The sequence below is a fragment of the Kitasatospora sp. NPDC059160 genome, from assembly GCF_042755465.1.
Taxonomy (GTDB): Bacteria; Actinomycetota; Actinomycetes; order Streptomycetales; family Streptomycetaceae; genus Kitasatospora.
In genome coordinates this window covers 15,866-30,240 of record NZ_JBHZCN010000112.1, presented here as the reverse complement: position 1 = coordinate 30,240, position 14,375 = coordinate 15,866, and the positions used below count along the sequence as shown (strand labels likewise).

Genomic DNA, 14,375 nt, shown 5'->3' with positions numbered 1-14,375 from the left:
GGACACGGTGGGTGTCCGGGCCCGCCGCCCGTCGTTCCCGTCCGTCGTTCCGCCCGTCGCTCCCGGGTTCAGCTCCTGCGGTCCGTGACCGTCCAGGCGGCGCCCAGGTCGTGGCGCAGTGCCGCCAGGGCGGCGTCGGCGGCGGTGCGGAAGGACTCCCACCGCTCCGGGGTCCAGGGGGGCCGCCCGGGTCGTCCCGGTCGAGGGAGGGCTGGTACCGGTCGGAGAGCCGCCTCAGTTCGTCCCGGGTGGCCGGGGCCGGGGGGTCGGTTCGTCGAGTGCGCCCACCCACCCTGCCTCACCCCGGTCCGAGCGCGAGCATCGCCCCGGTCACCTGGCCGACCGCCGCGTCGGGGATCGCGGTGGCGGCCTCCGGGAGGACGAGCAGCCGGGCCCCGGGGATCTCGCGGGCGAGCGCCTCGCCGTTGCCGAGGGGGAAGAACGGGTCGCGGCGGCCGTGGACGACGAGCGTGGGGACCCGGATCCCGGGCAGGCGCTCGCGCCAGCGGGGTGCGCAGTCGAGCGTGGCGAACACCAGGCCCAGCTGGTTGGCCAGTTGGACCGGGGGAGCGGTGCCGGGCGTACGGTCCCAGATGCGCGCGGCGGTCGCGCGGGCGGTGCCGGGGTCGTTGCCGAGGATCTCCGCGCCGGCGGCGGCGAACTCCGCCACCGCCGTGCGGCTGCTCCAGTCCGGCGCGGGACGGGCGAACAGTCGGCTCATCGTCGCCGGGTCGTGGTCGGGGAGGTCGTCGTCGGGCGGGCCGGGGGCTACCGCGCGGGTGCCGACCAGGGTGAGGGCGCAGAACGCCTCCGGGTGGTCGAGCGCGGCCACCTGGGCGACCATGCCGCCGACGCCGATCCCCGCGAGGTGCGCGGGCCTTCCGCCGCCGCCGAGCGCGCCGGCCAGGGCGGCGGTCAGGGCGGCGGCGTCGGCGGCGAGGTCGCGCAGGGTGTAGCCGGGCGCCTGCGGGTCCACCGTCGTCGACGCCCCGCTGTCGCGCAGGTCGTAGCGCACCACCCGGCGCCCGCCGGCGGCGAGGCGTTCGCAGAGGGCGTCGGGCCAGGACAGCATCGTCGGCCCGCCCACGAGCAGGACGAGCGGCGCGTCGTCGGCACCGAACGACTCGGTGCCCGAGACGACCCCGTTGGCGTGGACGGCGGCGCGCACGGCGGTGTGGGCGGCGGTCATCGGGTCACCGGGCCCCGTCGTCCCCGAGACCGCGGTCGGGCAGGCTCATGTCGCCCGTCCTGGGCGTGCCCTCGGCGAGCCCGTACCGCAGGTAGACGGTGCCCTGGGGGCCGGCCACCGGGGGTTCGAGGAGCGTGAGGTTCGTGGGCACCGCGCCCTCCTCGAAGACCTTCTTCCCGACGCCGAGCACGATCGGGTGCACCCAGAGGTCGAGGCGGTCGAAGAGCCTCTCGCGCAGGAGGGTCTGCACCAGGTTCAGGCTCCCGACGACCTTCACGTGCTCGTGCCGGTCGCGGATCTCGCGCACCGCGCCGGCCAGGTCGGGGCCCAGCCGGGTGGAGCCGGCCCACGGGAGCCCGGTCGTGCCCCGGGAGGCCACGTACTTCGGGACGCGGTTGAACAACTCGGCGATCTCGCCCTCCTTCTGCTGCGGCCAGTAGGCGGCGAAGAGGTCGTACGTGCGCCGGCCGAGCAGCAGCGCGTCCGTGCCCTCGTACGCGGCGAGGATCTGCGCCCCCGTGGCCTCGTTCAGCAGCGGCGCCTGCCAGCCGCCGTACGGGAACCCCTCCGGGTCCTCGTCGGGCCCGCCGGGCGCCTGGCCGACGAGGTCGAGGGTCGCGAACATCTCGATGTGGATGAGGCCCATGGCTGTACTCCTGGTGAGGTCGGTCGGTCCCGTCGAGATGTAGACCGGTCGGGGCCGGAAAACTCATCGCCACGCCGACACCCGGCTTCCGGAGATCCGGGGCCGCTCGCGGGCGCTCCGTACGCGCGGCTACAGTTCGATCATGATCAAGGGGGCGCAGGGAACGGAATCGGTGACGTCGCAGGGCGCGGTGGAGCCACGGGCCGGGGACGCCGACCGGGAGGCCGTGGCCGAGCGGCTGCGGGCCGCCGCGGGGGAGGGCCGGATCGACCTGGCCGAGTTCCAGGAGCGGCTCGACCTGGCCTACCAGGCCAGGACGTACGCCCAACTCGACGTCCTGGTGGCCGATCTGCCGCAGGAGCGGCCGTCCGGATCCCCGGCCGGTGGCGATGCGGAGACGCTCGTCCTCAAGACCCACCTGGGCAACATCAAGCAGGCCGGACGGTGGACGGTCCCGCGCAGGGTCGTCGCCGAGTGCAAGATGCTGAGCATCGTGATCGACTTCACCGAGGCCGCCTGCGCTCACCGGGAGGTCACCGTCGAGGCGAGCTGCGGCACGGGCGGCATCCAGCTGATCGTCCCGCCGGGCTGGGCGGTGCGGATCGACGGGGCGAGCACCAACACCGCCCACATCACCAACAAGGCCACCGCGCCGACCGACCCGGCCCTGCCGACGCTCACCGTCGTCGGGCATCCGCGGGCGGGGTACATCAAGATCAAGCAGCCCCGGCAGAAGCGGTAGCCGGTCCGGCGCGGGAAGTCGGCGGGGCCGACTTCCTGTGCCGGGCCGTCCTCGCGGGGTCGGGTGGTCAGGGGGCGGAGTCGATGCGGACGGAGCCGATCGAGGTCGGCGGGTTGAAGAACAGGGGGCTCCGGCCCTGCCGGATGACGGTGCCGGTGCAGTTGCGGGACTGGAAGACGGTGGCGCTGCCGCTGCCCGCCCGGTTCCCCACGGCGATGCTCTGGATGTGGGTGGTCAGCGAGGGGTTGACGCACTGCCCGACCGTGACCTGCCGGGAGCTGACGGTGGTGCCGTCGTCGATCTGCAAGGACGTGGGGCCGGCGGAGGCCGCCGTGGCGGCGGTCGCGAGGACGGTCGCCAGGGCGATCGATCCGATGGTGCCGCCGGTGCGGACGAGCCGGGACGGGGAGACGCGCATGGGGGTGCCCTTCCTCCGAGGGATCAGGCGGGCCCGGGGAGGGCCCGGTGCCACCTTGACCGGGGGCGGTCACGGCTGTCCCGAGGTCGGCCCGGAGTTCCCCCGAAAGAGCGGTCGGCCCTGCGGAGTTGTGGCCGCGGAGCGGGAAGTCGACCGGGCCGACGTCCGGTGCGCACGGGTGGGAAAAGGGGTTGAGGGATGATCGCCCGGGCTGGTAGCTTCCGGGTGACCGTGCAACCGCCCGAGGAGGTGAGACCCATGAACGCTGGACCCATATGGGTGCTCCCCCGCTCGTCACGGTCGGGCGATTGACGTAGGTGTCGCCGGGAGCGCTTCGACAGCCAGGCACTCCCGAAAGGCAACACCTCGTGCACTCTCCGCACTTCACCGCGCAGTCGTCCTCGAACGGCGTCCTTGAGCGCGACTTCACCCTGGGCGAAGTCCCCGGTGTCCTCTGGTCGCCGGCCTCCGGCGCGGCCGACCGCGCGCCCCTGGTCCTGATGGCCCACGGCGGCGGCAACCACAAGAAGCACCCGGCGATGTCCGGCCGGGCCCGACTCCTGGTGGCCGGCTGCGGCTTCCACGTCGCCGTCGTCGACGCACCCGGTCACGGCGACCGGCCGCGCACGGCGCACGACGAGGCGGAGATCGCCGCCCTGTACGCGGCCCGGGCGGCGGGCGAGCCGGAGGGCCCGATCGTCGTGCGCTACAACGACCACCTGGCGGAGCAGGCCGTGCCCGAGTACCGGGCGCTGCTGGACGCCCTCCAGGAGCTACCGGAGATCGGCGCCGACGGGCCGGTCGGCTTCTGGGGCATCAACATGGGCACCGCGATCGGGATCCCCTTCGTGGCGGGCGAACCCAGGGTCTCCGCCGCCGTCTTCGGCCAGCACTGGCCCGACACCCTGGCCGAGCAGGCGAAGCGGATCACCGTCCCGATCGAGTTCGACCTCCAGTGGGACGACGAGCACATCACGCGCGAGGAGGGCCTCGCGCTGTTCGACGCCTTCGCCTCGACGGAGAAGTCCCTGCACGTGAACTCGGGCAGGCACAAGGACCTCCCCCGGTTCGAGGCGGACAGCGCGGCCCGCTTCTTCGCCCGGCACCTCGGCCGCCCGGCCGCCCCGTCGGCCTGACCCGTACGGTCCCGGCGCGGGACGCCCGGCGCGGGAAGTCGGCCCCGTCGACCTCCCGCGCCGGTTCAGCCCGCGAGGTGTTCCAGGAGCAGCGGTACGACCTGGTCGGCGTTGGCTTCCGGCAGCCAGTGGGTGGCGCCCTCCAGGGCCACGAACCGGTACGGGGCGCTCACGTGCGCGGCCGTCAGGTCCGCGGCGTCGCGGCCCAGGGCCCGGTCCTCGGTGCCCCAGACGTAGAGCGTGCGGACGGTGATCTCGCCGGCCGGGATCCGGAGCTCCTCGTTGACGGCCCGGTACCAGTTGAGCCCGGCCGTCAGCACTCCGGGCTCGGTCAGCCGTCGGACGTTGGACTCGGCCAGCTCCGCCGGCAGCACGTCCCGGTAGATCGCCCGCAGCCGGGCCGCGTCGTCGGCCAGCACGGCTTGCTCGGCCGCGTGCTCCGGCAGGCGGAACTCCCTTATGTACTGCGAGCGTTCGCGCTGGTCGCCGCCGTTGTTCAGGGCCGCGTAGAGCGCCTCGGGGTGCGGGGTGGAGAGCACGGTCAGGCTGTGCAGCCGCTCGGGGTGGGTGGAGGCCAGCGCCCAGGCGACGAGGCCGCCCCAGTCGTGGGCGACCAGGTGGAAGCGTGGTGCGTCCAGGGCGTCGGCGAAGCCGAGGGCGTCCGCGACCAGCAGTTCGACGGCGTAGTCCGCGATGTCCGCGGGGCGGGCGTCGGGGGAGTAGCCGCGCTGGTCCACGGCCACCGCGCGGTAGCCGGCCGCGGCCAGGGCGGTCAGCTCGGCGCTCCAGCAGTCGGCGAACTCGGGGAACCCGTGCAGCAGCAGGACGAGTTCGCCGTCGGCGGGCCCGGCGGCCAGCCCGTCGAAGGTGTGCCGGCCGACGCTCAGGCGTACGGCGGTGGGGAGGGGTGAGGACACGGGTCAGCTCCTGTCGGTAGCACGTCAACAAGATGATCAGACCACGTGGCCGGGTCGGGCGACGGCGGATCCCCGGATCCCGGGTGGTCCACCCGGGGTGGTCCACCCCGGGCGGGACGGCCCAGGGGGCGCGGCGGCTCCTGCGGGCGCCGGCGTCATCCCGGCGCGCGCCTTCCGGACACGGCGGAGCGCCGATCGGTCCCTAGGCTGGGTGCCGGCCCGCCAGCCCCGTCGAAGGACCGCGTATGCGCCGCTCCCGTCTGCTGCTGTCCCTGGCCCTGTCCGCCGTGACCGCCGGTGCCCTCGCCGCCGCCGATGCCGTACCGGACGCACCGGGCGGGCCGGGCCGGCCGGTCCGCTCGGTGAGCCTGCCGGTGCTGCGTGATCCGCAGGCCCAGCAGAAGCTCCACCGGATGACGGACCCGGTGCAGGACTGGGTGGAGTCCGGCGCCCCGGCGGCGGACGGCTATGCCGGGACGGTGATCGACGCGTCGGACCAGCACGCCGACCTCTACTGGAAGGGCGAGGCCCCGGCCGAGGTCCGGAGGCTGCTCGACGCGCACGCCGCCCCCGGCTACACCGTGGACGTGCACCACAGCCCGTACTCCCGGGCGGAGATGCGCGCCGCGATCGACCGGTTCACCGCCGCCGTGGCGCCCGGGGTCTGGACGTCGATCGGCCCGCAGGAGGACGGCGCCGCCATCGCGATCACGTACGCGCCGACGGCGGCCGCGCGGCTGACCGGGGGCGACGCGAGCGAGCGGGCGTACTCCCGGCGGGCCGCCGAGCTCGCCGGGATGCCGGTGACGGCCGCCGTCGGGGGCGCCCCGGCGGCGCTGTCCGGCAGTCGGCACTCCGACGGCGCGCCGTACTACGCGGGTGCCGAGGTCAACACCGGGAAGTCCGCGTTCTGCTCGACCGCGTTCAGCGGGTGGAAGGGCCGGGCCAAGGTGCTGCTGACCGCCGCGCACTGCGGCAACGGCCGGTACTACAACGGCACCGGCGCGTACATCGGCGACCTGTCCGCGATCGGCGACGGTCTGGACGTCGGCATGGTCGCGATCAACGGCGACGGCGCCGGCCGGTTCTACGACGGCGCCTGGTCGGACCGCGGCGGTTCCTCACGGCACACCTACGGGGCCGGGCGCAACAACGTGGGGGACCTCGTCTGCCTGAGCGGCGCCCAGTCGGGGTGGACGTGCGACGTGCAGGTCAAGAAGGTCGACGTCGAGACGACGAACGACGAGGGGACGAGGATCAAGCCGGTGGACGTCGCGGAGTCGAAGGGCGGAGACCGGCGCGCGATCGGCGCGAAGGGCGACAGCGGCGGCCCGGTGCTGGCCAACCCGTCCGGTGCGAACGGCGACATGGAGGCGCGCGGCGTGATCGTGGCCGGAGGGTCGGAGGTCGGCTGCCCGGCCGGATCGACGGCGCACCCGACGACCTGCTTCGCCCAGGTGCTGTACGTGCCGATGACGCCGGTGGTGAACCAGCTGGGCTTCTCGCTCTCCTGACGTCACTTCCGGGTGTTGGCGCGGCGGGTGGGTTCGGCCGTGGTCGGGTCCTCGGGCCAGGGGTGGCGGGGGTAGCGGCCCCGTAGTTCGGCGCGGACGGCTCGGTAGCCCTCGCGCCAGAACGACGCCAGGTCGCCGGTGACGGCGGCGGGGCGGCCCGCCGGGGAGAGCAGGTGGATGGTCAGCGGCACGCGGCCGGCGGCCACGGCGGGGGTCGTGGTCCAGCCGAAGAGTTCCTGCAACTTGACGGCCAGGACCGGGCGTTCGGTGCCGTAGTCGACCCGTATCTTCGAGCCGGACGGCACGGTGATGCGTTCGGGGGCCAGTTCGTCGAGGCGGCCCGCTTCGCCGGTGGCCCAGGGGAGGAGGCGCTGGAGGGCGGCCGTGGTGTCGATCCTCGCGAGGTCGGCGCGGCGGCGGGCGCGGGACAGTTCGGGCTCCAGCCATTCGTCGGCGCGCTCCAGCAGGGCCTCGCCGGAGACGTCGGGCCAGGGGTCGCCGAGGGCGGTGCGGAGGAAGGCGAGGCGTTCGCGGAGGCCGGAGGTGAAGGTCAGCAGCTCGCTGACGCCCTCGCGGGCGAGGCCGTCCAGGAGGGCGCCCCGGACGAGGGCCGGGTCGGGGCGCGTGAGGGGCTTCTCGGTGAGTTCGACGGCGCCGAGGGATTCGACCCGGCGGGAGGTGACCTCGCCCCGGCGGGTGTCCCAGTGGACTTCCTCGCGGGCGGTGACGAGCGGGGCGCCGGCCTGGAGGGCGGTGGACTCCTCCAGCGCCGCGGCGTGCAGGATGCGGGCCGAGTGCGAGCCGGCCGGGCGGTCGGCGGCGGCGACGGCGAGCCAGGGGAGGGCGCCCAGGGCCGTGCCGGGCGCGAGTTCGGCGGCCGTGCCGGAGGCCATCAGGTACGGGCTGCGCTCGCCGGGGGCGGGCCGCTCGACCCGGGCGCGGGCGATGCGTTCGGGGAAGGCGAGGGCGACGACGAGGCCGACGGCGGTGGCGTCGGGCAGGGCGGTCGTGCCTTCGTCGGAGGTGGCGCGCCGCAACCGGCGGACTTCGTCGCGCCAGCGGCCCGCGTACGGGTCCCGGGAGTCCTTCACCGCCCGCCAGACCGCGCCGAGGTCGTCGCCGAGGGCGCGCGGCGGTTCTTCGGAGAGCAGGGCGACCACCTCGGCCGCCCGGCGGGCACCGACGGCCGCGGCCCCGTCGACCAGGGCGCGGCCCAACCGGGGGTGCAGCCCCGTACGGGCGAGCCGGACGCCGCGGGCCGTGGCCCGGCCGTCGCCGTCCACCGCGCCGAGGGCGGTCAGGGTCTGCCGGGCGGCGGCCATCGCCCCGGCGGGCGGGGCGTCGGGCAGGGCGAGCCCGGTGGCGTCCGGGTCGCCCCAGCAGGCGGCCTGGAGGGCGAAGGAGGTGAGGTCGGCGAGGGCGATCTCGGGGGTGGGGAAGCGGGCGGCGAGGGCGTCCTCGGCCTCGTTCCAGCAGCGGTAGACGGTGCCGGGGGCCTCGCGCCCGGCCCGCCCGGCGCGCTGGCGGGCCGCAGCGAGCGAGGCCCGTACGGTGACCAGTCCGGCCAGCCCCCGGGCGTGGTCGGTGCGCGGCTCGCGGGCGAGTCCGGCGTCGACGACGACCCGTACGCCGGGCACGGTGAGCGAGGACTCGGCGACGGCGGTGGCGAGGACGACCCGGCGCCCCTGGGCCGGGGTGAGCGCGGCGTCCTGGACGGTCTGCGGGGCGCGGCCGTGGAGTTGCAGCACCTCGGCCGGGGCGCCGCTCAACTGCCCCGCCACCCGGGCGATCTCGCCGACCCCGGGCAGGAAGCAGAGCACGTCCCCGTCCTGCTCGCCCAGCGCCCGCCGCACCACGGCCGCGACGTGGTCGAGCAGCGCCGGATCGACCCTGGTCCCGTGCGCGGGCCGAACGGCGCGCGGCGGCGGAGCCCACACCACGTCGACCGGGTGGGACACCCCGTGCGCCGCCACCACCGGTGCGCCGCCGAGGAGTTCGGCCCAGGCCCCGGTGTCGGAGGTGGCCGAGGCGCAGACCAGCCGCAGTTCGGGCCGCAGCGCCGCCCGGACGTCGAGCAGGAAGGCGAGCGCGGTGTCGGCGTCCAGGTGCCGTTCGTGGCACTCGTCCAGGACGACCACGTCCACCCCGGGCAACTCCTGGTCGCGCTGGAGGCGTTGCAGCAGCACCCCGGTGGTGACCACCTCGACCACGGTGTCGGGGCCGACGCGCCGCTCCCCGCGCACGGTGTAGCCGACCTCGCGCCCCACGGACGAGCCGAGCAGCCAGGCCATCCGCCGGGCGGCGGCCCGGACGGCGAGCCGGCGCGGTTCGGCGACCAGCACCCGGCGCACCGGCCGGCCGTCGGCGAGCAGCCCCGCCAGGGCGAGCGGCACCAGGGTCGTCTTGCCGGTGCCGGGCGGGGCGGCGAGGACGGCCGTGCCGCCCCCGTCCAGGGCCTCGTGCAGCGCGGGGAGGGCGGTACGGACCGGGAGTTCGCGCCACGCGGGGTTCAAGGGGCTCAGCCCCGCTCGGTGACGAAGATCGCCGTGCCGGGGATCAGCCGCCCGCGCAGCGGGGACCAGCCGCCCCACTCCTGCTCCAGCCCGGCCGGCCACTCGGGCTCGACCAGGTCGACCAACCGGAAGCCGGCGGCGACGAGTTCGCGGACCCGGTCGCCCACGGTGCGGTGGTGCTCGACGTAGGTGGCATGGCCGTTCTCGTCCTGCTCGACGTACGGGGTGCGGTCGAAGTAGGAGGACATCGCGGTCAGGCCCTCGACGCCGGGCTCGTCGGGGAAGGCCCAGCGGATCGGGTGGGTCACCGAGAACACCCAGCGCCCGCCGGGCCGCAGCACCCGGTGCACCTCGCGCATCAGCCGCTCGGTGTCGGCGCTGAACGGCACGGCGCCGTAGGCGGAGCAGGCGAGGTCGAAGGAGGCGTCCGCGAAGGGCAGGACGGCCGCGTCGGCCTGGACGACGGCGACGGGCTCCACGCCCCGGCCGAGGTCGATCCGGCGGGAGTGCTGGAGCTGGCGGTAGGAGATGTCCAGGGCGACGGGGCGGGCGCCGCGGGCGGCGAGCCAGCGGGAGCACTGGGCGGCGCCGGCGCCGATCTCCAGCACGTCCCGGCCCGCCACGTCGCCGAGCAGGCGGGCGTCGGCCTCGTCCAGGCCCTCGGGGCACCAGGTGAAGCGGTCGTCGCCGAGGAACTCGCCGTGCTCGTCCTGGTACTCGTCGGCGTTGCGGTCCCACCAGTGCCGGCTGGCCCGGCTGCTCTCGCCGAGCCCGGCCTCGCGCCGGACCGCGTCGTCGCCGTCCTCCTCCTCCAACTCGTCGGATCCGTCGGCCCCTGCGGGAGAGGTGTCAAGATCGTGAAGGGCGGACTGGGGGGTGGTGGCCACGGTGACAATGCCCATCGCGTAGGGTATGGAGTGCGGAAGCGCCGCTGCCGCGAAACGGCCCCGACCGGGGCCGGATCCTGGCGGTGGCATCCGGGGAAGGGCCCCTTCGGGCGCCACCGCGAGGTGCGCAACCGGAGGATATGGCCTGATCCGTACCAGGCTCCACCGTCTTGCCTCTTCTGGCGTTGACCGTGCCTGGCCGTCCCCGTATGCTACAAGTTGCGCTGCGGGCCTGCGCGCCTCGGACGGAGCAGGTCGCGCTCGCATCTGTCGAAGACCCCACGGTCGCAAGACGGACGCCGATTTCTCGTTGTTCACGGGATTTCCGGTGTGCCGTGTTCTTGGCTGTCCGGCTTTCGGTGGGAGCGATACGGGCCCTCCGCGTGGCATTACCTACGACTTTCATGTCCGTACCGGAGCCCTTTTCCTAATGACGAGCCCCACCGACTCCTCCCTCAGCACCACCCCGCAGGTCGCGGTCAACGACATCGGCGACGCGGAGGCCTTCCTCGCCGCCATCGACGAGACCATCAAGTACTTCAACGATGGCGACATCGTCGAGGGCGTCATCGTGAAGGTCGACCGTGACGAGGTCCTCCTCGACATCGGTTACAAGACCGAGGGCGTCATCCCGTCCCGCGAGCTCTCGATCAAGCACGACGTTGACCCGCACGAGGTCGTCGCCGTCGGTGACAACATCGAGGCCCTGGTTCTCCAGAAGGAGGACAAGGAGGGTCGTCTCATCCTGTCCAAGAAGCGCGCTCAGTACGAGCGTGCCTGGGGCACGATCGAGAAGATCAAGGAAGAGGACGGGATCGTCACCGGTACCGTCATCGAGGTCGTCAAGGGTGGTCTCATCCTCGACATCGGCCTCCGGGGCTTCCTCCCCGCCTCGCTGGTCGAGATGCGCCGCGTCCGCGACCTCCAGCCCTACGTGGGCAAGGAGCTCGAGGCCAAGATCATCGAGCTGGACAAGAACCGCAACAACGTGGTCCTGTCCCGCCGTGCCTGGCTGGAGCAGACCCAGAGCGAGGTCCGCCAGACCTTCCTCACCACCCTCCAGAAGGGTCAGGTGCGCTCCGGCGTCGTCTCCTCGATCGTCAACTTCGGTGCCTTCGTGGACCTGGGTGGCGTCGACGGCCTGGTGCACGTCTCCGAGCTGTCCTGGAAGCACATCGACCACCCGTCCGAGGTTGTCGAGGTCGGCCAGGAGGTCACCGTCGAGGTTCTCGACGTTGACATGGACCGCGAGCGCGTCTCCCTGTCGCTGAAGGCGACCCAGGAGGACCCGTGGCAGCAGTTCGCCCGTACCCACCAGATCGGCCAGGTCGTTCCGGGTAAGGTCACCAAGCTGGTTCCGTTCGGTGCGTTCGTCCGCGTGGACGAGGGCATCGAGGGTCTGGTCCACATCTCCGAGCTGGCCGAGCGCCACGTCGAGATCCCGGAGCAGGTCGTCCAGGTCGGCGACGAGATCTTCGTCAAGGTCATCGACATCGACCTCGAGCGTCGTCGCATCAGCCTGTCGCTCAAGCAGGCCAACGAGGCCCTGGGTGCCAACCCGGCCGAGGTCGAGTTCGACCCGACCCTGTACGGCATGGCCGCCTCGTACGACGACCAGGGCAACTACATCTACCCGGAGGGCTTCGACCCCGAGGCGAACGACTGGCTGCCCGGCTTCGAGAAGCAGCGTGAGGAGTGGGAGCGCCAGTACGCCGAGGCGCAGACCCGCTTCGAGCAGCACCAGGCCCAGGTCATCAAGAGCCGCGAGGCCGACGCCGAGGCCGCTGCCGAGGGTGGCGACGCCGTCGCCGCCGCTGCCGGTGGTTCCTACTCGTCCAGCAGCGACGAGGGCTCGGGCGCCCTGGCCTCCGACGAGGCCCTGGCCGCCCTGCGCGAGAAGCTGGCCGGCGGCCAGAGCTGAGGCTCTCGCCCCCCGCTAGCTGACAGCTAGGGAACGGGCCCCATCCGGATCACTCCGGGTGGGGCCCGTTTCGCGTTCTCCGACCGTTTCGCGCGCCCCTCACGCTTTCGTTTCACACCGTCGTTCGCACCTTCGATTCACGCCTTCGTTTTCCGGTTTGACTTATGTGTGGTTTATGTGAAGGGAAATGTGAGATGAGGCTCATTGCCCTGCTATAGGCCGGACTTCGGGTTGCACCTACATTGAGTGGAGCTGCCCGAAAGGCTCCTTCATGCGCATGCGCAACCCCTCCTCCGCCGTCCCCACCGCCGTGGTCGGTGGCCGGCTCGCCGCGATCGGCCGGTTCTGTTTCCGCCACCGTCGCTGGGTGCTCGGCTTCTGGGCCGCGGTCCTCGTCGTCGGGGTGCTGATCGGCGGCCGGGTGTTCGAGGGTTCGGTGGCCGGGGCCTCCTCCGCGACCGCCGAGGCGGACCGGGGCAGTGCGGTGGTCGCCGCGGCCGACCCGGTCAAGGGGACGCTGACCGCGGTGGTGGACGGCAGGCCGGTGGACGACCCGGCCGTACGGGCCGCCGTGCAGAAGGCCACCGCCGAGATCGCGGCGCTGCCCGGGGTCGCCGGCACCCAGGACCCGTACGGCTCCGGCCCGGGTGCGGCCGCGCTGCGGGCCGCCGACGGCAGGGCCGGCCTGGTCAGCGTACGGATGGCCGACACCGCGACCTCCGCGCAGACCGACGCGGCCACCCACCGGCTGGCCGCCCTGAACGGCGCGGGCGGGGCGCACGTGACCGTCGGCGGGGACCTCGTCCTCCAGCAGGAGGTCAAGAAGCAGACCGAGCAGGACACCCGCTTCGGCGAGATGGTGACCCTGCCGCTCACCCTGGTCGTCATGGTGCTGGTGTTCGGCGGCCTGGCCGCCGCCGCACTGCCGGTGATCGGCGCCGTCGCCTCGGTGGGCGGGGCGCTGCTGGCCATGTTCGGGTTCAGCCGGATCATGGACATCGACACCAGCGTGCTGCCGATCGCCACCGTGCTGGGGCTCGGGCTCTCGATCGACTACGCCCTGCTGATGGTGAATCGTTTCCGCGAGGAGCGCGGCCACGGCGCGGGCATCGCCGCCGCGGTCGAACGCACCGCCGCGACCGCCGGACGCACCGTCGCCTTCTCCGGACTGACCGTGGCCGTGGCGCTGTCCGGACTGTTCGTCTTCACCAGCCCGGTGCTGGGCGCGGTCGCCGCCGCCGGGGTGAGCGTGGTGGTGATCGCGGTCGCCGCCGCGCTCACCCTGATCCCCGCGCTGCTCGGCTTCGCCGGCGGCCGGATCAGGACACCGAGCGCGCCCGTCCCCGACGAGGGCTTCTTCAGCCGTACCGTGCGCCGGGTCCGCAAGCGGGCGGTGCTCGTGACCCTCGCCTGCGTGGGCGTGCTGATGGCGGCCGGGGCGCCGTTCCTGCACGCCGACATGCGCAGTTCCGGCGCCGCCGTGCTGCCCGCCTCCTCGGCCGGGCGGCAGGTCGCGGAGGCGATCGACCAGCGCTTCCCGCAGATCGCGGCCGCGCCGATCACCGTCGTGGTCGAGGGCGGGGCGCCGGTGGCCCAGGCGTACGCGGACGAGGTGGTGGCCAAGCTGCCGGGCGTCAGCGCGGTCCGGGCCGTGACACCGGTGAGCGGGGCGGTGTCGACGGTCGACGTGCTGGTGCACGGGGACCCGCAGGGCGCCACGGCCAAGCAGGTGGTGGACGAGCTGCGGGCCGACCGGGGCGGGTTGAAGACCTACGTCACCGGCGGCGCGGCCTCGGTGGTGGACTTCCAGGACGAGCTGCTGGCGCGCGGGCCGTGGGCGCTGGGCCTGGTCGCGGCCGGGACGCTGGTGCTGCTGTTCCTGATGACCGGCTCGGTGGTGATGCCGGTCAAGGCGCTGCTGATGAACGTGCTGTCACTGGGCGCCTCGCTCGGCGCGCTGACCCTGGTGTTCCAGGACGGCTGGCTGAGCGGGCTGCTCGGGTTCAGCTCGACGGGCGGGCTGGAGACCTTCATCCCGGTGCTGGTCTTCGCCTTCGCCTTCGGGCTCTCCATGGACTACGAGGTGTTCCTGCTCGCCCGGATCAAGGAGCTGACCGACCGCGGGTACGGCTGCGTCCGGGCGGTGGAGCTGGGCGTCCAGCGCAGCGGTCGGATCATCACCTCGGCGGCGCTGCTGATGGTGATCGTCTTCGCGGGCTTCGCGCTCGGGGACATGCTCATGGTCAAGCAGATGGGCATCGCGCTGGCGGTGGCCGTCGCGGTGGACGCCACCCTGGTGCGCTGCCTGCTGGTGCCGGCCGCGATGAGCCTGTTCGGCGAGTTCAACTGGTGGGCGCCCGCACCGCTGCGACGGCTGCACCGGCGGTTCGGGCTGAGCGAGCACGTGGACCTGCCGGAGATCGAGCCGGCGGTGCTCCCGGCGCAGCGGCCGGCGGCCAAGGACCTGGTCGAGGCGTAGCAGGACCGGGCGG

11 protein-coding genes are annotated in these 14,375 nt (G+C 73.8%); 5 read left to right on the top strand and 6 right to left on the bottom strand.

Going from position 1 to position 14,375, the window contains the following annotated elements:
- Nucleotides 1–298 precede the first annotated feature (298 nt).
- Nucleotides 299–1,189 (bottom strand): alpha/beta fold hydrolase, encoded by an 891-nt coding sequence (locus tag ACFXOZ_RS34700; protein WP_380593876.1) that lies wholly within the window; start codon nucleotides 1,187–1,189, stop codon nucleotides 299–301.
- Nucleotides 1,190–1,193: 4 nt separating this feature from the next.
- Nucleotides 1,194–1,835: a dihydrofolate reductase family protein gene (locus tag ACFXOZ_RS34695; RefSeq protein ID WP_375893403.1), complete on the bottom strand. Its 642-nt coding sequence runs from the start codon at nucleotides 1,833–1,835 to the stop codon at nucleotides 1,194–1,196.
- 142 nt (nucleotides 1,836–1,977) lie between these two features.
- Between ACFXOZ_RS34695 and ACFXOZ_RS34690 the strand changes: the two genes are divergently transcribed.
- Nucleotides 1,978–2,577: a DUF1707 domain-containing protein gene (locus ACFXOZ_RS34690; protein WP_380528458.1), complete on the top strand. Its 600-nt coding sequence runs from the start codon at nucleotides 1,978–1,980 to the stop codon at nucleotides 2,575–2,577.
- Nucleotides 2,578–2,644: 67 nt separating this feature from the next.
- On the opposite strand, the gene ACFXOZ_RS34685 is transcribed toward ACFXOZ_RS34690, so the two are convergent.
- Nucleotides 2,645–2,995: a hypothetical protein gene (locus ACFXOZ_RS34685; protein ID WP_380593874.1), complete on the bottom strand. Its 351-nt coding sequence runs from the start codon at nucleotides 2,993–2,995 to the stop codon at nucleotides 2,645–2,647.
- Between the two features lie 368 nt (nucleotides 2,996–3,363).
- Between ACFXOZ_RS34685 and ACFXOZ_RS34680 the strand changes: the two genes are divergently transcribed.
- Nucleotides 3,364–4,131 carry an alpha/beta hydrolase gene (locus ACFXOZ_RS34680; RefSeq protein WP_375893406.1) on the top strand — a complete coding sequence of 256 codons (768 nt, stop codon included), beginning with the start codon at nucleotides 3,364–3,366 and terminating at the stop codon, nucleotides 4,129–4,131.
- A 65-nt stretch (nucleotides 4,132–4,196) separates the two neighbouring features.
- On the opposite strand, the gene ACFXOZ_RS34675 is transcribed toward ACFXOZ_RS34680, so the two are convergent.
- Complete coding sequence (locus tag ACFXOZ_RS34675) at nucleotides 4,197–5,048, bottom strand: alpha/beta fold hydrolase (protein WP_380528462.1); 852 nt, start codon at nucleotides 5,046–5,048, stop codon at nucleotides 4,197–4,199.
- Nucleotides 5,049–5,293: 245 nt separating this feature from the next.
- Between ACFXOZ_RS34675 and ACFXOZ_RS34670 the strand changes: the two genes are divergently transcribed.
- Nucleotides 5,294–6,562 carry a hypothetical protein gene (locus ACFXOZ_RS34670; RefSeq protein WP_380593872.1) on the top strand — a complete coding sequence of 423 codons (1,269 nt, stop codon included), beginning with the start codon at nucleotides 5,294–5,296 and terminating at the stop codon, nucleotides 6,560–6,562.
- Between the two features lie 2 nt (nucleotides 6,563–6,564).
- Here ACFXOZ_RS34670 and hrpB read toward each other — a convergent pair whose 3' ends face one another.
- Both hrpB and ACFXOZ_RS34660 read right to left on the bottom strand, forming a co-directional pair.
- Nucleotides 6,565–9,075: an ATP-dependent helicase HrpB gene (gene hrpB, locus ACFXOZ_RS34665; protein ID WP_380593870.1), complete on the bottom strand. Its 2,511-nt coding sequence runs from the start codon at nucleotides 9,073–9,075 to the stop codon at nucleotides 6,565–6,567.
- A gap of 5 nt (nucleotides 9,076–9,080) precedes the next feature.
- The gene (locus tag ACFXOZ_RS34660; RefSeq protein WP_375893411.1) at nucleotides 9,081–9,977 is read right to left on the bottom strand and encodes a class I SAM-dependent methyltransferase; all 897 of its coding nucleotides are present in this window, start codon (nucleotides 9,975–9,977) and stop codon (nucleotides 9,081–9,083) included.
- A gap of 415 nt (nucleotides 9,978–10,392) precedes the next feature.
- Here ACFXOZ_RS34660 and rpsA point away from each other — a divergent pair, with 415 nt between their 5' ends.
- Together rpsA and ACFXOZ_RS34650 are read left to right on the top strand one after the other, a co-directional pair.
- On the top strand, nucleotides 10,393–11,883 hold the full coding sequence (rpsA, locus tag ACFXOZ_RS34655) for a 30S ribosomal protein S1 (RefSeq protein WP_329928268.1): 1,491 nt from the start codon (nucleotides 10,393–10,395) through the stop codon (nucleotides 11,881–11,883).
- 271 nt (nucleotides 11,884–12,154) lie between these two features.
- Nucleotides 12,155–14,362, top strand: coding sequence for an MMPL family transporter (locus ACFXOZ_RS34650; RefSeq protein WP_380593868.1), 2,208 nt, complete (start codon nucleotides 12,155–12,157; stop codon nucleotides 14,360–14,362).
- The last annotated feature ends 13 nt before the right edge of the window (nucleotides 14,363–14,375 follow it).